17 protein-coding genes are annotated in these 24,207 nt (G+C 46.3%); 4 read left to right on the forward strand and 13 right to left on the reverse strand.

Annotated elements, in window-relative coordinates; all coding sequences use genetic code 11:
• Nucleotides 1-93 precede the first annotated feature (93 nt).
• Nucleotides 94-933, reverse strand: coding sequence for a TonB family protein (locus AC5ZC7_RS25785; protein ID WP_496158186.1), 840 nt, complete (start codon nt 931-933; stop codon nt 94-96).
• A gap of 1,063 nt (nt 934-1,996) precedes the next feature.
• Between AC5ZC7_RS25785 and AC5ZC7_RS25790 the strand changes: the two genes are divergently transcribed.
• Nucleotides 1,997-2,827, forward strand: a complete 831-nt coding sequence (locus AC5ZC7_RS25790) for a YitT family protein (RefSeq protein ID WP_496158185.1) — start codon at nt 1,997-1,999, stop codon at nt 2,825-2,827.
• A gap of 42 nt (nt 2,828-2,869) precedes the next feature.
• Here AC5ZC7_RS25790 and AC5ZC7_RS25795 read toward each other — a convergent pair whose 3' ends face one another.
• Complete coding sequence (locus AC5ZC7_RS25795) at nt 2,870-3,925, reverse strand: cellulase family glycosylhydrolase (RefSeq protein WP_496158184.1); 1,056 nt, start codon at nt 3,923-3,925, stop codon at nt 2,870-2,872.
• A 183-nt stretch (nt 3,926-4,108) separates the two neighbouring features.
• Between AC5ZC7_RS25795 and AC5ZC7_RS25800 the strand changes: the two genes are divergently transcribed.
• The gene (locus AC5ZC7_RS25800) at nt 4,109-5,230 is read left to right on the forward strand and encodes an acyltransferase family protein (RefSeq protein WP_496158183.1); all 1,122 of its coding nucleotides are present in this window, start codon (nt 4,109-4,111) and stop codon (nt 5,228-5,230) included.
• Between the two features lie 162 nt (nt 5,231-5,392).
• Nucleotides 5,393-6,178, forward strand: a complete 786-nt coding sequence (locus tag AC5ZC7_RS25805; RefSeq protein ID WP_496158182.1) for an SDR family oxidoreductase — start codon at nt 5,393-5,395, stop codon at nt 6,176-6,178.
• A gap of 88 nt (nt 6,179-6,266) precedes the next feature.
• Here the strand turns inward: AC5ZC7_RS25805 and AC5ZC7_RS25810 are convergent, their stop codons facing one another.
• The 7 genes from AC5ZC7_RS25810 to AC5ZC7_RS25840 all read right to left on the reverse strand — a co-directional run bounded on the left by AC5ZC7_RS25810 (nt 6,267) and on the right by AC5ZC7_RS25840 (nt 16,291).
• Nucleotides 6,267-7,391, reverse strand: a complete 1,125-nt coding sequence (locus tag AC5ZC7_RS25810; protein WP_496158181.1) for a redoxin domain-containing protein — start codon at nt 7,389-7,391, stop codon at nt 6,267-6,269.
• Nucleotides 7,392-7,394: 3 nt separating this feature from the next.
• The gene (locus AC5ZC7_RS25815) at nt 7,395-8,534 is read right to left on the reverse strand and encodes a redoxin family protein (protein WP_496158180.1); all 1,140 of its coding nucleotides are present in this window, start codon (nt 8,532-8,534) and stop codon (nt 7,395-7,397) included.
• 18 nt (nt 8,535-8,552) lie between these two features.
• Nucleotides 8,553-10,004 carry a RagB/SusD family nutrient uptake outer membrane protein gene (locus AC5ZC7_RS25820; RefSeq protein ID WP_496158179.1) on the reverse strand — a complete coding sequence of 484 codons (1,452 nt, stop codon included), beginning with the start codon at nt 10,002-10,004 and terminating at the stop codon, nt 8,553-8,555.
• Between the two features lie 18 nt (nt 10,005-10,022).
• Entirely contained in the window at nt 10,023-13,595 is a 3,573-nt protein-coding gene (locus AC5ZC7_RS25825; protein WP_496158178.1) for a SusC/RagA family TonB-linked outer membrane protein, read from the reverse strand.
• A 143-nt stretch (nt 13,596-13,738) separates the two neighbouring features.
• Nucleotides 13,739-14,779, reverse strand: a complete 1,041-nt coding sequence (locus tag AC5ZC7_RS25830) for a FecR domain-containing protein (protein WP_496158177.1) — start codon at nt 14,777-14,779, stop codon at nt 13,739-13,741.
• A gap of 69 nt (nt 14,780-14,848) precedes the next feature.
• Nucleotides 14,849-15,472: a sigma-70 family RNA polymerase sigma factor gene (locus AC5ZC7_RS25835; protein ID WP_496158176.1), complete on the reverse strand. Its 624-nt coding sequence runs from the start codon at nt 15,470-15,472 to the stop codon at nt 14,849-14,851.
• A gap of 150 nt (nt 15,473-15,622) precedes the next feature.
• Nucleotides 15,623-16,291: a hypothetical protein gene (locus AC5ZC7_RS25840; RefSeq protein ID WP_496158175.1), complete on the reverse strand. Its 669-nt coding sequence runs from the start codon at nt 16,289-16,291 to the stop codon at nt 15,623-15,625.
• A 138-nt stretch (nt 16,292-16,429) separates the two neighbouring features.
• On the opposite strand from AC5ZC7_RS25840, the gene AC5ZC7_RS25845 reads away from it, so the two are divergent.
• Entirely contained in the window at nt 16,430-17,662 is a 1,233-nt protein-coding gene (locus AC5ZC7_RS25845) for a glycoside hydrolase family 88 protein (protein ID WP_496158174.1), read from the forward strand.
• Nucleotides 17,663-17,803: 141 nt separating this feature from the next.
• On the opposite strand, the gene AC5ZC7_RS25850 is transcribed toward AC5ZC7_RS25845, so the two are convergent.
• The 4 genes from AC5ZC7_RS25850 to AC5ZC7_RS25865 all read right to left on the reverse strand — a co-directional run bounded on the left by AC5ZC7_RS25850 (nt 17,804) and on the right by AC5ZC7_RS25865 (nt 24,194).
• A complete protein-coding gene (locus AC5ZC7_RS25850; protein WP_496158173.1) occupies nt 17,804-19,240 on the reverse strand; it encodes a SusD/RagB family nutrient-binding outer membrane lipoprotein in 1,437 nt (478 codons plus the stop codon).
• A gap of 13 nt (nt 19,241-19,253) precedes the next feature.
• Complete coding sequence (locus AC5ZC7_RS25855) at nt 19,254-22,436, reverse strand: SusC/RagA family TonB-linked outer membrane protein (protein ID WP_496158172.1); 3,183 nt, start codon at nt 22,434-22,436, stop codon at nt 19,254-19,256.
• A 358-nt stretch (nt 22,437-22,794) separates the two neighbouring features.
• A complete protein-coding gene (locus AC5ZC7_RS25860; protein WP_496158171.1) occupies nt 22,795-23,181 on the reverse strand; it encodes a hypothetical protein in 387 nt (128 codons plus the stop codon).
• Between the two features lie 179 nt (nt 23,182-23,360).
• On the reverse strand, nt 23,361-24,194 hold the full coding sequence (locus tag AC5ZC7_RS25865) for an N-acetylmuramoyl-L-alanine amidase (RefSeq protein WP_496158170.1): 834 nt from the start codon (nt 24,192-24,194) through the stop codon (nt 23,361-23,363).
• Nucleotides 24,195-24,207: the final 13 nt, after the last annotated feature.

Raw genomic sequence — 24,207 nt, forward strand, 5'->3', positions numbered from 1 at the left:
GCGCAGGTTAAATGGTCGGTTAAATGGATGCAGGCCGGATAAACAGGACAGACGAATACGTTTGGGCGAAACAATTAATGATGCTTGATGTAACTATTGGCCCAATACGAACCGGATAGGCAGGTTAAAAAATACCGCTACGTTTTGTCCATTCTGGCGACCAGGTTTCCACTTAGGCATGTTGCTGACTACGCGTTTGGCTTCTTCTTCCAAACCACCACCTTTTACTGCGCCTACGGTTTTTACATCTGTAATACTGCCATCACGGTTTACGACAAACTGGATGAAAACGGTGCCTTGTATTTCGTTCTCCTGGGCTACATGTGGGTATTTGATACTTTTATTGAGATATTTTCCGAGTGCGGCTTCTCCACCAGGAAATTCAGGCATCATTTCCACAAAAGTCAATGGTCCGGCGTGATCTGCTGCTGGTGCGGCTTCTACCTGTACCACACCACTACCGGATCCTCCCTTTGTTAATTCAGCGGGCACACCATCTTCCGCGCCTTCGGTATTTTCAAAACCAATGGCTTTGTTACCAATGTCACTCATTTTAGGTGGGGCCGCATCAGGCGGCACCTCACCGGAAACGATTTCCGGTTTCACAAAAGCAACAGTGGAAGCTACCGGAGGTGGCGCACTCTGAACTGCTGGCGGTGGCGGGATTACCGGATCAGGATCAGGCATTTTCACATTGTCCAGTTGGGTTACTTTTTCTACAAACATAGGAGGATGTACATTTTCGGCAGCCATTAATGTGTTGTTCAACACGTAACCACCAATCATTACCAACACAATAGAAGCTGTACCTACTATGGCATTACGAACACGTTTGTCGTAACGGCTGCGGAGTTCATAAGCTCCATAATCTTTATTCCTTCCATCGAAGAGAATGTCGAGGAATTCATTCCCCGGGATCTTAGTTGCGTCCATGGTAAATTGTTTTTTAATTAGATGTGCGGCAGAAATGATTTCCATAAGATTGTTAAAAATATTTTTTTGGGGAGATGGAAAACGCAGTGGGGATGTATGATAACAAGATCGCGGGCGCGGGTATATAATAATGATATAACGCTAAAGGGTGTATAAAAAAAGAAGTCCCGACGGTTGTCGGGACTTGCTGGCACTGGGGACCTTACCTGGAAACAAGTGGTTCCTTTTATTCAATCAGGCTTTCCGAAAAATGTATAGTCGTACACGTTATATGTATGTCACCACCTTCCGGATAATATTTTATAGTATGGTTGGTTGGTAAGTGGTGATGAAATGTGTTTGGATGCTTCAGTTTTTCGGGGCAATTACCCACAAATCCCACCAGAATTGTTTGAGGCAACGCCCCTTTGAACTGAAGTCGATCGTTTAATTTCATTGGATAGTAACAAATGCTATTTCGTTACGTACACAAAAAACGTGTATTCGTTAACGTTATATTATGTCTTATAGTGGTGAATAAAAGTTAATAGTAATGTTTTCATATCTACAATAAGTCAGGTAATAATGAAGATTCCGGTTGTAAATGCCGGGAGGATGCGGGTAAGTATGTTGCGGATAATTTACCACCAATAAATTTTTGCAATATACCGTCCCCGCACGCCAGACCAGGCATTCTATTTACAGCTTACAGAACGCAAGATTTTTTCATCAACAACTGCAACAGGCAGCCGTTTGCATGTAACGGGAACAAGTGATATTCTCCACGAATTGATGCGTGTGGGAACGCATTCCACTTGTCAGCGTGTGCCTTGTCATAGTGTATTTTGATTTACACGTTTTCAATAATGATGGCTGCAACACCTTGCTGGTGGATCAAAGGATGCCGGAAGCGTTTTGCCGGATGCTTCCCTTATCGTGGCAGACGATATTAGTCTACTGAATTGGTAGACAAATATACATCGAGTTTTATTAATTCCAAATTATTGAAAGACTTTTTTGTGATTTTTCTTTATCGCCAGGGATCGCTGTGATGGGGACTAAGACAAAAGCGTATTTTTGCGCCATGAAAGAGCATGTGAAAAATATATTACTCATTATGGCCGGTGCCCTCATCTTCGCGGTGGGCATCAACTACCTGGCTATCCCTAACAAGTTATCAGAAGGGGGCGTAATAGGTATCACCATCGTGACTTATTACTACTGGGGGTGGTCACCTGGTATTACCAACCTTATTATCAATGCCATCCTGATTGTTGCGGGCTACAGGCTGCTGGACAAACGAGGAATGGTGTATACCCTGCTGGGCATCTTCTTCTGTTCCCTGTTCCTATACCTTACAGAAAAACCCCTGATTCCTGTAACCAGCAACCCATTGCTGGCAGCTATCTTTGCAGGATTACTGGTGGGTATTGGTATCGGACTGGTATTCCTTTCCGGCGGCACTACCGGCGGCTCCGCCATTGTGGCTCGCCTGTTCAATAAATACCTGGGCTGGAGCCTGGGCAATGCCATGCTCATTTTTGATATTGTAGTAATACTGGCATCTTCCTTTATCATTGGTGTAGAAAAAACCATGTATACCTTTATAGCAGTATACATTGGCGCCAGAACGGTAGACTATATCGTAGATGGCCTGAACACCAAACGGGCCATCACTATCATCACCAATCATACCGATGCCATTGCACAAAAAATTCTTGAGGATATGAAACGCGGCGCCACCGTACTGCACGGACACGGCGCCTATACAAAATCTCCTAAAGAAGTGCTGTATGTAATCATCGGCAAACAGGAGCTGATGCGCCTGAAATCATTGGTACAGGAAACCGATCCCGAAGCCTTCTTTGTGATACATGAAGTACATGAAGTATTTGGAAGGGGCTTCTCCAAATAACAACAGGTGGCTTTCGGATAGCTTCCATCGCTATCCGAAAGCCTACTTTCCCGTTAACCCCCGGATTAGCTTTACCTCTCCCGCATTATAAGGCGTTCCATCTTTCCGAAAAATATCATGGTACCATACTGCTGGCTCAATTCCATCCGGCACTGCCATGCCCTGGGCATACATGGTATTGGTTTTCCCTGTTACCAATCCCCAGCTGTACGCCCCGATATTTTCCTGTTTCAGCAATGGCATAATATTATCGAAACGGCTTCCCAGCGTATGGGCCATGTATTCTGTGCAAAGTAACGGCCGGTTAAAGGTGCGTAACTGCCGGATATCCTGCCGGTGCATATCCGGTGGCAGGTAATTATGATAGGTAATGATATCTGAATGCGCTTCCTGGTATTCAGTCAACTCCGTCAGATCAGGATTCCATACCCCCACCGTTAGGGGCTGCGAGGGCATTGCAGCACGGCTCCAGCGAAACACGTCCTCCAGCAGGGCCATACTTTTATTGCCGGCGCCAAAGCTACCTGGCTCATTATAGAGATCCCAAAACAATACCCGTGGATCTTTACCAAAAGTCCGGAGTATATCTTTTACATATCTCTCTAAAGTATCCTTCAATGCAGGATGATCAAAAATAGCAATACCGGGATCCTGCACCCAGCGGGAATTATGCATTCCGGGAATGGGCGGTGGCTGAGGACCAGCCGCATATATATTGTTCCAGCAGTCATCAAAAAATACCAATACCGTGGAAAGGTGATGGCGACCAGCAATATCCAGGTAAGTGTCAATACGTTGTTTAAAGCCGCTGGCGTCTTCCACCCAGGGCACGTGGTGCAGGTATACCCGCATGGAATTCAGGCCAATACCTTCGGCATACCCCAGTTCCCGGTCGATAGTAGCCGAATCAAAGGTAGCAGCCTGCCACATTTCCAGCTGGTTCACAGCCGTACTGGGAATAAAATTACAGCCGCAGAGCCAGCCTTTACCGGCATACCAGTTTTGGGCTTTTTCGACAGACCAGGTATCTACAGGGGCTTGTTTACAGGCAGTTATCAGGAGGGCTATCCCACATACTGCCATTAATTTGTTGAGCATAGGGGCAAGGATTAAGGGGTATCTAAAAATAATCAATTTTAAGATGCCGGGAGGTATTTATGATCGCTTATACACTATTCTCCGATATTTCATATTTGGATTTTGATTTTTAGATGTATATATTGTAGTCGCTCAACGCTCTTTTCATTCCTTACCATCTTATCAACCAATAATTAAAGGGAAATGACACAAAGCTCTCAACGCTTTTTACCGCTGGATGTATTCCGCGGCATGACCGTTTGTTTCATGATCATAGTGAACACAGGCGGTACAGGTGGAACATACTGGCCCCTCGATCATGCCGCCTGGCATGGATGGACCCCCACCGACCTTGTATTTCCTTCGTTTCTTTTTGCTGTAGGCAACGCCATGAGCTTCAGCATGAGAAAATATGAACAGCTGGGAAATTCAGCGGTGCTCGGAAAGATTTTCAAGCGCACCCTGATTATTTTCCTGCTTGGCTACCTGATGTACTGGTTCCCGTTTTTTGAACAAACCGACCATGGTTACGTGTTCAAACCATTTAGCGAAACCCGCGTACTGGGCGTATTGCAACGTATTGCCCTTTGCTATGGGATTGCCTCGCTGCTAATCCACTACTGCTCTAAAAAAGTGGTATGGGGTGTCAGTGCCCTGTTTCTGCTGGGCTACTGGGCTATTCTATGGTATTGCGGTACCGCGGGCGATCAATACAGCATGACCGGCAACGCCGGTATCTTCCTCGATAAACTGGTACTGGGCGAAGGCCATATGTACCACGGCGAAGGCATCGCGTTTGATCCCGAAGGCATACTCAGTACTATTCCTGCAGTAGTAAACGTAGTAGCAGGTTACTATACCGGCTTGTTTATTCAACAACAAGGCAGAACCAAACAGGGACTCATGCGGATGGTTATGATAGGTATTGTACTGTTTGCCCTGGCTTACGCCTGGAATACGGTGTTCCCGATCAATAAAAAACTCTGGACCAGTTCTTATGTACTGCTGACCATCAGTATTGATTTGTTCCTGTTATCACTGCTCATCTTTATCATTGATATCGCAGGCTTTACCAAAGGCACCGGCTTCTTCACGGTATTCGGGAAAAACCCGCTGTTCCTTTACCTGCTATCGGAGATCCTGGCTATCATATTCTGGACTGCACATGTAGGAGGTGACAGCTTATACAAGTGGATCAACGATACTATTTTCCAACCACTGTCGCCCGGCAAATTCGGGTCGCTGTTGTTCTCGCTGGCTTTCATGCTCACCTGCTGGCTGGTAGGATACATCCTGGATAAACGTAAAATTTACGTGCGGGTGTAATTGTGAGCAGAAAGCGGAAAGCAGAAAGCAAAAAGCTATTAAAGCGAATGACCAAAGCGGGTATTTAAATTACTCATCCGCTCTGGTCATTCGCTTTAATAGCTTTTTGCTTTCTGCTTTCCGCTTTCTGCTTTTTCCTATATTGTACACAAAACAAATCCAATGGACCTCTCACTGAATGGAAAAACAGCCCTGGTATGTGGCAGCTCACAGGGCATAGGATTAGCTACAGCAGAAGAACTGGCATTATTGGGCGCCACCTGCATTTTGCTGGCCAGGAATGAAGAACGGCTGAAAAGCGTGCTCCCCACCCTTTCTACCAGCCACGGACAACAACATCGGTATGTAGTGGCCGACTTTTCAAATGCGGCACAGGTAACAAGTGCGGCAGCAGCAATTGCAGCACAGGGTCCCGTACATATATTGATCAACAATACCGGCGGACCTGCTTCCGGCCCTATTTTGTCAGCCGACGCCACCGCTTTCACAGATGCTTTTTCACAACACCTGCTCTGCAACCAGGCACTGGCACAAGCCCTGGTACCAGGCATGATAGCTGCCGGATTCGGTCGCATTATCAATATCATTTCTACTTCCGTAAAAACACCCCTCAAAAACCTCGGCGTATCTAATACCACGCGTTGGGCTGTAGCTGCCTGGTCTAAAACCCTGGCTACAGAACTGGCACCACATGGTATTACGGTAAATAATGTATTGCCAGGATCCACCAGCACCGCGCGATTGGAAGGCTTATTCCGCAGCAGTGCCGCCGCCAGGAATGTATCACCAGAGGTGGTAGCAGCTGAATGGCTGAAAGAAATCCCGATGCAGCGCTTCGGAGAAGCCCGCGAAATAGCTGCGTTGGCCGCATTCCTCGCCTCGCCTGCTGCTGCTTATATTACCGGCACCAGCACCGCGGTAGACGGCGGAAAAACACCCGTGATGTAATCTCTTTACATAAAAAAAGTGGGTAGTACCTGGAGGTACTACCCACTTTTTATTAGTTCATTTTTTATTTCAGCATTTACCTGAACACTTATTTCAGCACTTCGGCCAGCTTTGCCGCCAGCTTATCACCGCGCAGATTTTTTGCGATAATAACACCGTTAGGATCCAGTAAAAAATTCTGAGGTACCGCTGTGATGCCGTAAGCCTTTGCTACTTCATTGCTCCAGCCTTTCAGGTCACTCACATGCAGCCACGGCAAGTGATCATCATTAATCGCTTTGATCCAGGGCGCTTTTTTATCATCTAAAGAAATAGCGATGATCTCAAAATTCTTGCTGTGATATTGTGCATAGGCTTCGCGTACATGAGGGTTTTCCGCCCGGCAGGGGCCACACCAGCTAGCCCAGAAATCTACCAGTACATACTTTCCTTTCAGCGATGCCAGGGTAATAGCCTGCCCGGTGGTATCCATTTGTGTAAACGGCAAAGCGGGTTGTCCGATCGCTGTTTTCTTAGCAATCTCCAGCTTCGCACTCAGCTCCTTACCTTTTGCAGAATTGCGGAAACGCTGATCCAGTCCACTGAAGAGCGGTTCAAAGGTTTCGGGACGAATAATACTGCTACGCTCTATCACCAGGTGCCAGGACACAAAAGATGCGGGATGCGCTTTGATGAAGGCGATTTCCATTTCTTCCGTTTTTGCAGACAGCGGTTGTAATAACTTACTGATAGAATCTATTACCGAAGTTTTTTTCTGTAAGTAGCTTTTCTTAAAGAAGTCCGTTAGTGGCTCCATTTGGTCTGTTATCGGCTTCAGCTGTTGCTTCAGTAACAGATAATCTGTTTGCGCTGGGCCGCCATTGATAACGGCATTTTTCATATACCCGTTACCGTTAACAGTAACCGTGCCTTTCTCCAGGAAAAAATCCTGTTTATCTGCCATCAACATTTTCTCAATGGTAAAAGAGCCATCATCATCCAGTGCTTTCAATTTGAGTGTGGCATTAACAGGTTCCGCGATAGTGCCCTTTATTTCAAAAGCGCCATTTTCTGTAGTCGCAGAATCTTCCGTGGTTACTTTTCCAATGCGATAGCTGAGCATCACTTTGGTCTCCTTTTCCAGTCCACTGATTTTTCCCTTAATGGTATACTTACCCTGGGCCATCGCACCTGTGGTAGTAAGCAGCGCAGCAATTGCAATAACGTATCTCATCTGTTAGTTTTTAAAAATCCCTTTTAATTTTTCGGTTAACCCTTCTGCTTCCTGACCTACATATCTCCCTATAATTTTGCCTTCTTTATCCAATAAAATTTTAGTAGGAAAGGCCGTAATACCATAGGCTTTCACGGCATCAAACTGATCGATGTGGTGATTATTAAGTACCTGGATCCAGGTGAGCCCATCTTCTTCAATGGCTTTTTTCCATACCACATCAGCGTCGTTACCTTGTTCCTGTGCGATGCCAACAATCTCGAATCCTGCGTTTTTGTATTTGTTATACAATTCTTTCAGGTGAGGATGACTTTTGCGGCAAGGTCCGCACCAACTGCCCCAGAAATCAAGCAATACATATTTACCTTGTAATGACAGCAGGCTTACTGGTTGGCCATTGATATCTGTTTTATTCAATGGAATGGCCTGTTTACCGATGCTGGTAGCTTTACTGGCAGTTAATTTCTGTTCAATCCGTTTTGCATATTCTGATGTTTTATGCGTACCGGCTAAACGCTTATAGGTGGCTTCAAGGGTAGCCAGATCCATACTATTCACCATGTTAGCCAGGAAGTACATACTTACCAGTGAACCAGGATGCGATTGAATAAACGCAGTTTGCAGTTTCTCCTGTTGTGAAGCAAGCTGTTCCCGCTGTTGGCGCGCTTTTGCGGCCAGCGAGGTATCTTTGTTAGACTGGCGTATCCATTGCCAGTTCTGATCTGTAATAGCCGCTTCCTTTGCCTTAATACTACTCCACTCCTCATTTTCTTTGCCACCCCTTACTGTAGCCTTGTAAATGGCATTGGCATCGCCGGTGATACTGATGGTATTGTTAGAAAGGAAAAACTCCAGGCCCGGCGAAGGAATATACCCGTGATCTGTTGGAATACTTAATGCCAGGTTACGCGTTACGAAATGACATAACACAGGCTGACTTACCTTCCCTTTAAAAATCACGGTATTATTCTCTGTCGTGTAATTACTGTCGATTACAAAGTCTTTACCATCCATGTATGCGATGATAAATTTTGAGTCGCCGCTATTTTTCAATGCAGCCCTGACGGTATACCCCTGCTGTGCGCTGGCGTACAAAGACCCTGCTGCGAGTATCAGTACACCTGCTATCTTTTTAAAACTCATATCTGTTCATTTTATTGATTAAGGATTGTCTTCCATACCCGGATTCAGCATTAAAATCTTAGGCGGAATTTTAAGTGTCAGGCGATTTTTAGGCAGGGTAAATGTGGCCGAACCCAATTGGTGGGTGTAGGTAACGTTTTTAAACAGCGGATCAGTAGACAGGCGACGCATATCAAACCAACGCATACCTGTACAGGCATATTCCCGGAGTCTTTCATCCACTACAAAGCGGACAAGATCTTCCTGTGTGGTGGCGTCTACACCGGCTTTTGCAGCGGGCAACCGGTTGCTGCGGAGAGTGATCAGATCAGCGGTAGCGCCGGCCAGGTCGCCGGTACGTGCCTTGCATTCTGCCAGCATCAGGTACAGACCGGGTAAAGAAGGACCGAAGTTGATAGCCAGCGGCGAGTTATGCAACAGGTAAGGCAATTGGATACTACCAGTGAAATAATCGGTTCCATAAAAGAACTTGAGTCGCAGGTCAGCAGGATCATATTTTGCCAGTACCGCAGGACTTAACATCGTAACATTGGCAAATGAAAAAGTGAGCAGGATGACCTGTTTCAGGTAAATATTTTCCTGGTTATCGAAAGCCTGTGGCATGTTGAAGGCGCCATAACTGGGCATAAACGGAGATGTCCAGGTAGGCATCACTTTATTATAATCGTAGAACTGTAAAGGCACCGCTGTATTGCTCAGGGACGTTTTACATTGCTGCAGGGCGGCCAGTGCCAGGTCATATTTCCCCATGGTAAAATATACCTGCCCCAGTATGTAATACCCGGCGGCCTTGCCCATGCGCAAGCGCATAGGCGTTACCTCCGGCAGGTCTGGAATGGCGGATACCAGTTCATTGATGATAAAGTCATATACTTCCTGTACGCGTGCTCTCTTAAATCCGGAAGCCACCGCATTGGCAGTAGTCACCAATGGTACTCCCGGATCAGTGGCTGCGGTAGCAGGATCATATGGCTTTGCAAAATAGTTTAACAGCATAAAGTGCATCAGGGCGCGACCCGTTCTGGCTTCGGCCAATAATGCCTTTTTCTTTGGCAGGTTATCATCATCCACAGACATCACATTATTCGCCACTACGTTGTAGGTGTAGTTCTGTCCATAGAAAGTGCCCCATTCTACGGCATCTGCATCGGGGAGATACAAATTATCTTTCCAGGCATAACCATTCTGATAGGAAAGATCCATCAGGGAGAGATAGGCGGAATCTGTAATCACATCATCGCCCATCATCACACACATATCTGCACCTCCTTTTGATTGGGTGCTGCCATCCGCGTTTTGCAGTACATCGCCGTAATTCATCAGGCCAGTGCTGTTGAACAGGCCATTGTACTGATCCAGTGTACGTGGCGTATCTTTTCCTTTGGGTACTATATCCAGGAATTTGGTGCAGGAAGCGCTCATCAGCAGCCCTGCTGTTAGCCCAATATATATTAGTTGTTTGTTAATCATGTTACCAGTTTTAATAGATTATTTAAACCTAACGTTCACGCCTACTGTAAAGAAAGGTTTCATGGCAGGCGCTCTTACACCATACATCAGCTTGAAGTATTCCGGGTCTATGCCATCCTTGTTGGCTTTCCAGAGCATCACATTATTCAATTGTGTGTAGATACGGCAGCTCTCCATCCAGGCATGATCTACTACGCGAGCCGGCAAATTCCAACCCAGCGTACAATCACGAAGTTTGATGTACGATGCGGATACCAGGTTGATATCGGCCTGTTGATATAGTTCTGTGGAACGACGCGCAATGTTCTGTGCGTTCAATGGTACATAAGAAGGGATATTGGTGTGAGCTTCATCACCCGGCTGTTTCCAGCGATCTTCAAAAGAAGCCGGGATATTAGCGGTTAACCTGCCGGAATAAAAAGTGTTTACGTCTCTCCTCATCTGGTATCCCAGGTTATACACTACCAGGAACGACAAATCAAAGCTGCCATAGCGGAAACTGTTGGTAACCCCACCATACCAGGCTGGCTGTGAAACCCCGGCGTAATGCAGGTCATTGGCAATAACGCCGGAAGAATTCTTCACGGTTTTACCAGCAGCAGTAGTGACCTGTGGATCGCCCATGCCATCCAATCCGGCCCATGTATAGGCAAAGAAGCTATAAGCAGGATATCCTTCCACGAAGCCCACATTCGCTTTATTGGAAGGGGTGAGTGGTGTGTTACGGTTTAATTTCAACACCTTGTTTTTATTGTATCCAAGGGTGAATAATGTATTCCAGGAGAAACGCCCCTGTGCGATATTGCGGCTGTTGAGTTGCAGGTCAATACCTTTATTCATCATATCTCCGAGGTTAGCATAGCCAAAATACCAGCCCGCGGTTCTGTCTAACGGCTGTGAGCCCAACAGGTCAATGGTTTTTTTACGGTATACGTCTATGGATCCACTCAAACGACTGTTGAACAAGTCGAAGTCTACCCCGATATTCATCATCTTGGTACGCTCCCAGGTCAGCATTTTATTACCAGGTAGTAAAGGACGGTACCCGATGCCTACACTGTTAAACAGCGGACTGCTTTCTGCCAGTACAATATCTACGGAACTACCAGATCCCGGTAACGGTGCATTTCCTCCCAAACCATACGTAGCACGGATGTTCAGGCGATTCACGGATCTTATGGCGAAGAAAGATTCATTGCTGATAATCCAGCCGACGCCGGCAGACCAGATGGGTTTGTATTGCTGACTTTTTTCGGTACCAAATAAATTCGACTGGTCCATACGGATGCTACCATTCAGGTTATACCGTTGTTTGTAGGTATAGGCGCCGTTCGCATACAAAGAAAAAAAGCGGGTTTCTATTTCTCCTACTGAAATGGGGTTTCCTGATAGAGTGCTCCTGGTAGCAGTATTGTTACCAATTACCGGGTTAGTAACCCCGGTGGTTTGCAGTGTTTTTTCATCAAACACATTATAAGTCTGTGTCTGGTAGTTAAAGCCACGGCGGGTAGAGGAAAAAGAGCGGGTTCTGTCGCCACGTACTTCTGTACCGGCCAGGAAAGTCAATTGATGCTCTTTAAAGCTGTTATCATACATCAGCTGATTACGGGCAGTCCAGGAAACATTCTGTGCATTATAGGTAAGATACTGTCCGCCTGATTCCGGCAGGAAGTAGACAGGGCGTGCGCCTGGTGAGGGAGCTGCCTGTGTAAAATGCACCAGTTCATAACGTGTTCTATACGATTGCTGATCGTAAAAGGTTTGCATGTTGGTATTCACCTGCTGATACTGGAAACGTCCATCGTAGGTGAGTCCTTTCCACAACTTTATACTCAGACCGGCGTTGGCACGTACCGCACCGGTAGTACTGTCGTTGTTGCTGGTATAACCGGATTCTTTCAGTGGAATATAGTTCAAGTTTAATCCACTTTTATTTTCTGCATTTTGCCGGTATGGCTGATACATCTGCAGATAAGCCTGTGACAGCGGATTACCGGCTGCATCTGCCAGCATGGCGTATGGCAGGTAAGTATTGAGATCAGGGAGAGATGGGATCAGGGAACGGGTAGATTTCTGCTGCGATAAATTTACCGTCACATCTGCTTTTACGCTCTTGCTGAATATAAAATCCTGGCGCAGGTTTAGCTGGTAACGATTCATGGCTGCCTTATTCGTTTGTTCCTGGTTAGTATAAGACACCGAACCATAATAGGAATGAAACTGGCTGCCGCCGGTAAACGACAAGCTGTGATTGGTAAGCAGTGCAGCCTGTTGCAGGTATTGATCAATCTGGCCGCGATTGCTTAACCCAGCCAGGGAATCGAGCCGGGCACCGGCTATTGCAGGCGAAATGAGGCCATTTGCCTGATCGTATAATATCTGTTCGTGCGGATATACAATCGCATCTGAATTGCCTACACCCGGCGATGTAACTGTTTTCCAGGGGTAACTGGTGGGATTAAATACTTCTTTGGCCGCATTGATAAACTGTCCGGAATTCATTTTATGTTGATACGCATAATCCGGTAATCCTTTAAAAGACACAAAGCCATCGTAATTCATTTTGATGCGGCGTTGCTGGTCCTTCCCTCTGCGGGTGGTAATCACCACTACCCCGTTGGCCGCATTGGCGCCCCAGATAGAAGCGGCAGTAGCGTCTTTCAGGAACGTAATACTTTCCACATCATTGGGGTTGATGAAGTCAGTAATATAATCATTAGACATGGGTACATTATCCACTACAAACAGTGGCTTCCTGCTGGCGTTTACGCTGGATACGCCTCTTATCAGGAATTTATCTGCGCCCGCGCTGTTGTTCACTGCAAAGCCTGGCACCAGGCCTTCCAGGCGGTCTACCACACTCATGCTACCTGATTTTTGCTGCAACTGCGTTCCTTCTACTTTCGTGAATGATCCGGCGCTTCTTTCTTTTGAAATAGTTTGATAACCGGTTACCACTACCTGTTGCAGCAGGGAAATATTTGGGGAGAGGATAATTTCAACGTAAGACCTGTCTCCCACTTCCACTGTTTTAGGCATAAACCCCATGCAGGTAACTACCAATACAGGATTGCTTTCCGCTATGGCCAGGGCAAATTCGCCTTTGGCAGTGGTGCTGTAACCTGTTTGCATATTTTTCAGCATCACGGTAACACCGGGTAACGGGTTATGGGCTTCATCGAGTACTTTTCCTTTGATAATACGTTCCTGCTTTGCAGGTGCAGGTTGTTGGCTAATCACCACCAGGTTGGTTTCTGTGCTGGCAAATGCAAGGCCGGTGCCTTGTAGTACTTCTTTTAGTATATCCGTTAGCGTTACATTGTCCACATCAATAGATACCAGTTTGTCGGCTGGTATGATATTGTTGCCATACACAAAACGCAATCCTGATTTTTGTTCAATAGCGCTAAAAACCTTTGTCAGCGGTACTTTCTTCAGGTGTAGGGATAATCGGATGTTTTGATGATGCCTGGCGGCGAAGGTGTGGATACTACAGAGTAGCAGTAATAGCAGGGTCATTCCCGTAACACGACAAAGAATGTTCCTGCCGGCATGCACGATGAGTGCAGTCCGTGGACTGAATTTTTTCATACATTTAGTTGGTTAATGTCCATAATGGGAAACAGACGCCCGGCAAAAGCCCTGTTTCCGTTACTTAACTGGAGGGAGCGCTTAGGCGTTCCCTTTTTTAGTGTTTAGAAAATGGTTGGTCTTGATAAGTATTCATTTTCTTTTTATTGGCTGATAAATATTTCATTGTTCACAATATGGTAATGAAAAGGCACGGAGGCTTGCATGGCCTTCAACGCCTGCTCTACAGTTTCTTTTTCGAACGTGGCGGTATACCGGTATTTGCTGGCAATAGCGCTATCTACGGTAATTTTCACCCCATACCAGCGACTCATCTCGCGGGCAGCGGCGCCCAGTGGCATATCTGTCATTACGAGGCGGTTGCGTGTCCAGGAAGTTTCTACAGCAGTGCTATCCCGCGGACTCAGTACCACTTTTGCAATAGTTACTACCTGTGCAGGTGCCTGGTTGGTTTCTACTACTGGTACTGCAATTTTTTGCGCGGCCTGTAAAATCACTTTTCTATTATGTTCGCCCGGGATAGTAACTTCCACCTTTCCTTTTATCAGGGAGGCAGCCACTACTTTGTCGTCCGGATAAGCGCGTACATTAAAGGAAGTACCCAATACGCGTATATCCATTTTACTGGTGTGTACAATAAAAGGTTTGTTGGCTACGGTAGTTACATCAAAAAAGGCTTCTCCGGTCAGCGTCACTTCCCGGGTATTTTTATTAAACCGGTCAGCCACCCTGATATGACTGTTGGCATTGAGCATTACACTGGTACCATCCGGCAGTTGGAATGATTTCCTTTCGCCGGCTACGCTGCTATAGTTCCGGAGGCGGTGTTGTTTTTTATACTGGTATACCGCAAACCCGGCGATGTTGATGAGCAGCGCGACGACGGCGGCGCGGGCCAGCAATTTCCATACGGGCGAAATCCTTCTTACCGGTGGTGCTTGCAGGTGCTGTTGGAAGGCCTGTTCAAAGCGCCGGCGTTCCTTTGTAAAAGCCGACGCAGTTATATTTCCATTCAGTATATAATATAATTCCTTTGCGGCTTTCACGGCAGCGCCTTTCTCCGGATGCGCTTTGATCCAGGCTTCCCAGAAGCGTACGGCACTGGCGTCTGTACCTGTGCAATACCGGCAGAAAGAAGGTTCCTGTAAAAAATCCTCACCCTGATATTCCTGAAAATCAGACATAAAACATCCCTCCTTTTTCTATAGAGAACACAACTTTCCCTTTTTACTACCCAAAAAAAATATTTTTTTTTACGAGAGGGTTAACATGACCAGCACCAGGAGAGGAATGCTGTATATATTCGTATCATTCCCGCCATCCTGGCTGAGTTCCGTCCTTAAAATTTTAATGGCATCGTGGATACTGTTGTAGGCAGTTCGCTTAGTTACATTACAAATAACTGCTATTTCATCATAGTCCCTGTCTTCAAAATAGCGGAGGCGTAACAGTTCCAGTTGCCTGGGCGCCAGTTTGGTAAGTGCTTTTTCCAGCCGTTGTTTTAATGTTTTATCGGATTGAGCGGAGATCAGTAGTTGTTCGTAGGCCATTTCGGTTTGTTCCCGGCCGGCTTCAAAAGCGTGGTGGCGTTGTTCACGGCGACGGTCTGCTTTTATTTCTGCCATCAGTTTATGGCGGATACAGGTGAGCAGGTAGGCCCGTACGTTTTCTACTTCGGGGAGGGTATGGCGTTTATCCCACAGGTCCAACAGTACCTGGGTGATGCACTCTGAAGCGCGCTCCCGGTTACCGGTTAACTTCATCCCATAGTTAAACATGCCAATATAATGCGCGTCATATAATGCCAGCATCGCGGCTTCCTGGCCGTTTAGCAGCATTCTCCATCCATCCTCCATATGTATCCCTTCCGAAAGCATGATCGTCAAAAATAAGGAAAGCAATCGCCATTTGTTCACCTGGAACAAAATATCGGGAGAAGTATACGGCCTATGGGTGTTTTATGATGGGACCTTCTGCTACCGCAGATATCAGCGTGGCACAGACACGCGGCGCGCAGGATGCAACGATCAGCAGGGATTAAAGTTCACTATGCGTACCAGTTTTCCATTTTCGAAGTACAACTGTACACTGCCATCGCTATCCATGCTGTAGGAGTCCCGGAGTGTGATCATATCTGTTTTTCCTTCATTCTCTGCTTGCAGTACCGCATTGGGAAAAAATCTGCTGACATCTTCCCAGGTGGTATTACCAGTCAGGATTACCTTCCCCAGTTTAAGTTCATAAGCCGGAGATAACACAAATTCTTCACAGGCAACAGAGTCCTTACAAAGTTCAAAAGTAGAACCGGCTAAATAGAAATAACTAAAGTCCTCATCAAACTGTGATCCGCAGATGTCTTCATTAGCGGTGGAAACAATACTGTCTGCCGGCGCAATGCTGCTTTCCAGGCGCCGTCTGTTGGTAAACAACGGTACTTTGCCATTGATCAGGGCTTTCGAAAATTCGAATACTTCCACTTTATCCCAGGAAATATTATGTTGACGGTGGGGCTCCAGCATGGAGTCGTCTGCAGCGGTGAGAGGCTGAATGGTGGTGGAGGGCGCTGCCACCGCTAAAGTGTCTGGTTCGTCCGGTTTAGGTTGATGACAGGCAGTCAGGATCGTTACTGTTAGCAATAAAACTATTCTATTCATGATCGTTACTTCTTCGCAGGGCCAATCGCGTGGGTAGTTCATAGGCCGGTTAAACTAAAACTAATCATTCTCAAACACATAATTAAAATAAATTATATTAATAGCCAAGTTATTTTTATGCAATCGTTTGCATTAATCAGCAAAGCGCCATATATTGTTAGTATAAACCACGTACTATATATGAAAAAGCTGAAATTCCTATTATACCTGGGGCTTGCCATACCCTTCTCCGGCCGTACCCAGGACAATTCCGCCGATTTAACGGTGGTGAAAAAAGTAGCTGATTATGCCATCGCACATGCCGCTTTTCAATTCAAAGGCGACCATCAACAAACCTGGAATACCAGTAAAGAAATTCCCGCCGGCACCAACGCTCTCATCTCTGACCACCTGAGTGAATGGCACTACCCCAACGGCGTACTGAATATTGCCATGATCGACCTCGGCAACTATCTCAAAGACGACAAATACAACGCCTTCGCGCAAAAGCATGTGGCATTTGCTTTCGACAACTACGCCTACTTTGAAGCCCTCAGCAAAAAAGGCGTGAAATACAAAAACTTCCCTTTCAATCAACTGATCAACACCCGCGTACTGGACGACTGTGGCGCCATGGGGGCCAGCTTACTCGATGTATACCATACCGTAAAAAGAAGCGATTACAAGGCCTATATCGATAAAGCAGCACATCATATCAGCAAAGTCCAGGAAAGGCTGCCAGATGGCACGTTTTGCCGGCCTAATCCCTATAAATGGACCTTATGGGGAGATGATCTTTATATGAGCGTTCCTTTCCTCGCACGTATGGGCGAACTCACCAACGACAATAATTACTTTGATGATGCCGTAGCCCAGATCCTGCATTTCACCCACTATCTGTGGGATCCCCGTACGGAACTGTACGTTCACTACTACTACCAGGACCTGCAACGACAGGGTGTAGCCCACTGGGGACGCGCCAACGGCTGGATCATGCTGGCCAAAGTACAACTGTTGAACTACCTGCCCGCCAACCATCCCGGCAGACAAAAAGTAATTGATGACCTCAACCAGCAAATTCTTGGTGTGGCAAAGTACCAGGGCGCTAATGGGTTATTTCACCAGGTACTGGATCGCACCGATTCCTATACAGAAACGTCCTGCACCGCCATGTTTGTATATTCCATTGCCAGGGCTGTCAATGAAGGGTGGCTCGACAAACGCTATATCACTATTGCAGAACGTGGATGGGAAGGATTGGTAAAGGAAAAAATACAGGAAGATGGACAACTGAAAGATGTATGTATTGGCACTAATACTTCCGCCGATCTTTCTTTCTATTATAACCGCCCTACGGAGTTAAACGATTTTCATGGCATTGGACCAGTCATCGAAGCGGGCGTGGAGATCATGCGGTATAGAGCGAAGAAGTAATTGATCAAGCAGAAAGCATAAAGCGGAAAGCAAAAAGCTATTGAAGCGAATGATAAAAGTAACTGAGTAATTTTTTAAAATACCCGCTCCTATCATTCGCTTCAATAGCTTTTTGCTTTCCGCTTTATGCTTTGTGCTATTTTAATTTATGTCAAACCAAACCTTAGTCGTCAGCAAATCCGCTCCCTGACGGGCTACCGCAGCTTTGTAGTTTTTGCCATTTAATGCCTGTTCGCTGGAAGGATAAGTTAAACGCAGTGGCATTTTACCCTGCAATGCGCCGGTATAAGCAGGCGTGAGTTGTGGATAATCCAGTCTTCTCCATTCAGCAAAAGCTTCCAGGCCTTCGCTGAAAAGTGCCAGCCACTTTTGCTCTCCAATTGATTTCTTATAGTTATTGGCATCATAAGTCACTGCAGCCTGCGCCAGGTAATCATCTACCGGTTTGCCGGTAATACCATATTGCTTAAAGGAAGCGCGGATAGCCTGTTGATAGAGCGCCGCAGCATCACCGCTGATCAGGTTACGTTGTGCCGCTTCTGCCAGGATAAACAATTGCTCTGCATAAGTAAATAACCACGCGGGGGCCTGTGTAGCCGTAAACGCGGCGCCTACATCGGATGTTTTGCTGAAACCCAACCTGGATGCGGAGTCGGCTGATAAGCCATTGGTTACACCCAGGTAGTCAGTGGAACCTGGTTCTTTAGGCAACGCTGCATATATGCTTAACCGTGGGTCTTTCAATGCTTTTAATTTATCTATCACCGTTTTACTGATACGATAATCGTTCCTGGTTTCCCGGTTTCTGCCCACTGGGTTCTGGTTAGGCGAGGTGAGATAATATAACCTGGCTTCACGGTCCGAAGGTCCCAGCAGGAAGTTACCTTCCGCAGCCAGGTCGGCAAATACCGCTTTGGCTGCTTCGGGGTCACGGTCCGCAATGCGTAAGGCAATACGGCTGCGCAGTCCATTGGCAAATCGTTTCCAGCCATTCATATCACCGGCAAATAAAGAATCGCCCTGGATAGGATTGGCACTGGGTGTAATGATTTGCGTAGCACCTTTTAGCTCCGCCAACAAGCCCCGGTACACAGCCCGTTGACTATCGTACACCGGTGTCAGGTATTTCTCAATATTAGCCGACTGGGAATAAGGAATATCTCCATACAAGTCTGTCAACAACTGGAAGATCCAGCTGCGCATAATAATGCCGGCCGCTTTATAGTTAGGGTTATGCAGGCTATCACCCAGCTGTGCCAGTGTGGTAAAATCCTGTATGCCCTGTGCATAGAAGTTACTCCAAACGGTTTGGATATTAGTAGATGCCGGGATGTAACGGTCAGGATCCGGGTATTGAATTTTTGCCCAGTACTGTATATACAAGAGGGACGTTTCCATGGTGGCATCCGGCCCCCAATAGGTATCCACATTAGCTTTAATACCATTGCTCAGCAGGTAGTCCGGCTGCACCGTGGTGGGTTCATTTGGATTGATGTTGGTACGCTCCAGGTCTTTCTGGCAACCGGCCAGTAAGATGGTAGTAAATATGATATAGAAAGGTATCAGCAACTTTTTCATGATCGGTCAATAGTTAAAATGAAACATTCAGGTTAATGCCAAAGCTGCGCGTAGTAGGTATTTGCAGTGTTTCCAATCCCTGGCCATTGCCGGTATTAAAGGCGGTTTCAGGATCAATGTTAGGCGTGTGCTTACTCAGGTATCCGAGGTTTCTGGCTACCAGTGCAACATTCACGGCCTGCAAACCCCATCTGCCTACGATAGATGCCGGCAAAGTATAACCCAGTTTAATTTCACGCAGTTTAACAAAGGAAGCATCGTATACCGCACTTTCATTGAGGTTGCTGCTGTACACTGCTTTGTAATACGTTTGAGCAGAAAGAATGGCAGTATTCTTTTTTCCATCTGCTGTATAACCATCAAAAATAATCCCGTCGTGTTTTACCGCTGCACCACCAGGTGCGGTAGCGTTATGATCGGGCAACTGGATATTTTGTCCATTGGCAGTATAGTAAGGCAAACCGCCATGTTCCTGGTCGCGACCCGGCATGGTTGCTGCCAGCACACCGGTTCCCATACCGGTAGAGTTGGTACCTGACCAGATAGAACCACCTTGTTTGGTATCAATCAGCACGCTCAGGCTAATTCCCTTGAAGCTGAAATTATTGTTGAGGCTACCTGTCCATTTCGGCGTATAATAACCCAGTATTTTTTTGTTAGGATCTACGGATGGCGTCCCGTCTGCATTCACCAGGATGCGGTTTTCGCTGTCTCTTTTGTAAGCGGTGCCATAGAGGGCGCCATAACGCTCGCCCGTAGTGGCTAACACCTGGATATTACCGGAACTACCTAATACATAGTTCTGCAAAAATCCGTCTGCATCCAGTGCGAGTACTTTACTCACGTTACGGGCGTAATTCACGTTAACGTCCCAACGAAATCCGGAACGGGTAGATACAGGGGTAAGTCCCAGCATTACTTCTACACCCTGGTTACTGATTTCTCCGGTGTTCAACAATTTCTTCAGGTAACCGGTAGTAGGACTTACATCCGCCAGCAGTATCTGGTTGCGGCTATGCGCATTATAATAGGTCAGGTCCAGCCGGATGCGGTTATCCACAAAACCTGCTTCCACACCAAACTCTGTGGAAGTGGTGATTTCCGGTTTCAGATTTTTATTCAAAAACTTGTCTGACACCGTTTGCAGCGGGAAGGAACCAAAAGGCTGGCTAAAAGGATAGGTGTTTATCAATTGATAAGGATCGGTATCCTTTCCTACCTGTGCCCAGCCACCACGCACTTTCAACAGCGACAATGTTTTGCTTTGTATATGTAATGCTTCTGTTAGTACGATGCTGGCATTGGCAGAAGGATAGAAATAAGAATTACTTCCTGATGGCAACGTGGAAGACCAGTCGTTGCGCGCTGTTAAGTTCAGGAACGCATAATTGCGGAAACCCACTTGTGCAGAGGCAAAGCCGCTATATACTTTTTGCCTGTTGAGTAGGCTGTTAGAGATAAACGGATCGCGGGAGTTATTGAGTGTATACACATCTTTCACTGCCAGCTTAGGCGCTTGTTGATAGTTTTGCTCCAGCTGATTGGTGCGCAGGTTGGCGCCGGCCAGTACATCGAAATCAAAATCGCTGCCTATTTTTTTCTTTGCATTCAGGGTGAATTCACCGTTGGTTTCACTTACGGTGTAAGCATCTTCGGTGTAAGAGCCAAATGGCGTACCGTTGGTATAGTAAGCTATTTTATACTTGCGTCTGTCTGTATAATAATCGGTACCCAGGCGGAAGTTGGCGGTGAGCCAGTCGCGCACCTGGTACGATAACCGGGCATTTCCGAGGAAGCGGTTACGCAGCATGCCTACGGTATTTTCGTACTGAATCCAGTAAGGATTGCTATAGTAGCTATGATTCCAGTTGTAGTCGGTACCATCCGGATTTTTATAATCTTTCAGTTTGCTTACATCTACTTGGCGGCCAAACCAGATGAACTGCAGGGTAACGCTGTTACCGCGTCTGCCATCCACGCCGGGCAGGTTATCAGCGGCGCTGCGTACGTAATTGGCGTAGGTGGTGAGGGTAAGTTTTGGTGCAATGCGGAAAGTATTGCTGGCAGTAAAAGTATTCCTGGTAATACCGGTGTTAGGTAAAATACCTGCTTGTTTGGTATTATTATAAGAGAAGCGATAATCCATCTTTTCATTCGTACCACCAATAGATAAACCATTGTTCAGCGTATAGCCGGTTACGTAGAAATCTTTCACATTGTCCGGATGCGCTACAAATGGTACTGCTTCACCATTGGAGAAAAATTGTGGAATCAGGCGACCATCCATTTTAGGCCCCCAGCTTTCATCCACGCCATCGTTGATACCACCGCCTTTACCGTCTTTATAAGAGAATTGTCCGCCGGTACCTTGTCCGTAGCTATTTTGAAAATCAGGAAGGATCAGCACTTTATCCAGGGTAACACCGGAGTTCACGGTGATACCGAGACCTCCTTTGGTATCCTTACCAGTTTTTGTTTTAATCACAATAACGCCGCTGGAGGCGCGGGAACCATATAATGCAGCGGCGTTCGGTCCTTTCAGTACACTGATGGAGGCGATATCGTCCGGGTTCACATCGGAGATGGCGTTGGCAAAGTCGCGGCCGGTACCGATTCCCAACTGGCTGTTATCTACCGGTAGCCCGTCCAGTACAAACAGTGGTTGGTTATTCCCAGCAATGGAGGTTTCACCGCGTATCACGATACGGGAGGAACCAAGATTACCCTGGCTGTTGGTTACCTGTACGCCAGCTATCTTTCCGGATAAAGCGTTAACGAGGTTGGTTTCTTTAGCTTCGGAAATATCTTTCGATTTTAATTCCTGTACGGCATATCCGAGAGATTTCTTTTCGCGGGAGATACCGAGTGCGGTGACTACTACTTCTTCCAGTTTACGGTTGCTGTTTTCCAGGGAAATATTAATCACCTTGTTGCTCCCTACTACTTCAAATGCAGTTTGGAAGCCAAGGGAAGAAATCTGTAGCGTGTCATTTACGTTAGCGCTGATATTATATTTTCCATCGGCATCTGTTTGTGTACCGCGGCTTTTTCCTTTCACCTGTATGATGGCGCCGGGTACGCGCTGTGCATCGGAACGGGAGGTTACAACCCCGCTCACCCTGATTTCCTGGGCAATACTCTGCTGCAGCCACAGTAAACCGGGCAGCAGGCATAACAGCCTTTTTACGTAATTCATGCTTAGTACTTAGTTTATTAGTTGACTCAGATCTTTGCGGAGAATGGTTATCCCGTTACACCGTTCTGATTTTGGCATTTATTTGTGGTGTATGATGGTTTGGTATGATATCGGGGTCAAAATTAATGCACAAATATTAATCTACAAAATTTATAGACTAAATAGATTTAAGAAACCAAATTTATCTTGTAGCAGGATCAGGCTGATAGCGCTGATTTTATTTTTTTGATTTAGGTAGATAAGAAGGATATTTACCAATAATATCTTTCTTATCTACGCTTTTCTAATTCAATAAATCAGTTTAATCAGTCTGATCCTGTCGTAAGGCAAAAGGACGCACAAGTACGCTATATTTCGTTTAAAGGTTCAGTAACTTTTTCAATTCTGCTTTACAGTCTTCTATGTTTTGCCAGATTTGTCTATCCTGGCAAACGGTGCCTTTGTACTTAATAGACACTTTGGTTTTGCGTAAAATCACCTGGTAGTATTCCGGTGCATCGGGAGAATTTTCCCAGGTAATTTTTCCGCCTTCTTCAATGCCTCCGGCGAGTTTGTCTTCGATGATGGCATTTACTTTTTTGCGCATATTTTCTGCAAAATCGTAGCTGACCTCTGTTTTTACGAGGCAGGAAGAGTCTTTTACGATGGGTGCGTGTTGCGAGGCCATCAGTTGTTGACGGGATATACACAGCAAAAACGTGCTGGCTGCGAGTAGCAGTAACGGGAATTTAATTGTAGGATTCATAACAAGTATAGATTAAGGGCAAGTTGGAGAATAGGTATATAACTAATCCGGGAAGCTGCTTTCTTAGATTTTGGTTGCTGGTACTAACTCATTATTAAAATAACGTATTTATCTCACTCCACAAAATAAATGCAGTGGATCGTAGGGGTAAAAGTAAAGTAGGGTGTCTTCTTAACAGGTCATTGATATTGCTGCTGCAGATTGAGCAGGATCTTTTTCCCTGCATCGTTCAGGCCCGGCAGGCTATCCGCTGGCATAAAATGGCGTTTAAAGGCCATGATGGCGGCGGAAGAATCTTTTACATCGTAACCGATAATGCGAAGGGCCAGTAATGGGTTAAAAGATTCAGGCACTACGGTGGCGCTGGTGTCTTTATACCAGAGGCCGAAGCCTTTTTCGGACAATTGCTGCCAGGGGAAGAAAGCGCTTGGATCTACTTTTCTGCCGGGAGCAATATCACCATGGCCTACGAAGTTAGCAGCAGGGATACTATAGCGGTGTTGCAGGGTATCTAGTAAAACCAGCAGGCTGCTGATCTGGGAGGAGTCGAAGGGTTCGTGCCCGTTATTGTCCAGCTCTATACCAATGGAACCAGAGTTAATGTCGGTCAGGTTGCCCCATTTGGCAACGCCTCCGTGCCAGGCCCGGAGATAATCGTTGAGCATATGATGGATGGCACCGTTGCGACATATGACATAATGAGCGCTTACCTGTGTTTTCTCCATGGTAAACGTTTTCAGCGTTTGTTCACATGAATTCTGAGCCGTATGATGAATGATAACGAGATTCGGTTTACGCATATTGAAATTAACGGTACCTACCCAGGATGGGGCGGCTACGCCATTGGCGCCGGCCAATCCGCCGGGCTGTTGCCGCAGCGTTTTCGCGTAGGACTTAGCATGTTGCCGATACACCTTGTTAGTGCTGGCATACGGGTTACGTGCGCAATACGCAAAGCCGCCCACTACTGCTATCAGGCAGCCATATTTTACAAGGAGAGATATGGTCTTCATCGGTATCTGTTAA

The organism is Chitinophaga sp. 9-1-y (assembly GCF_059511905.2).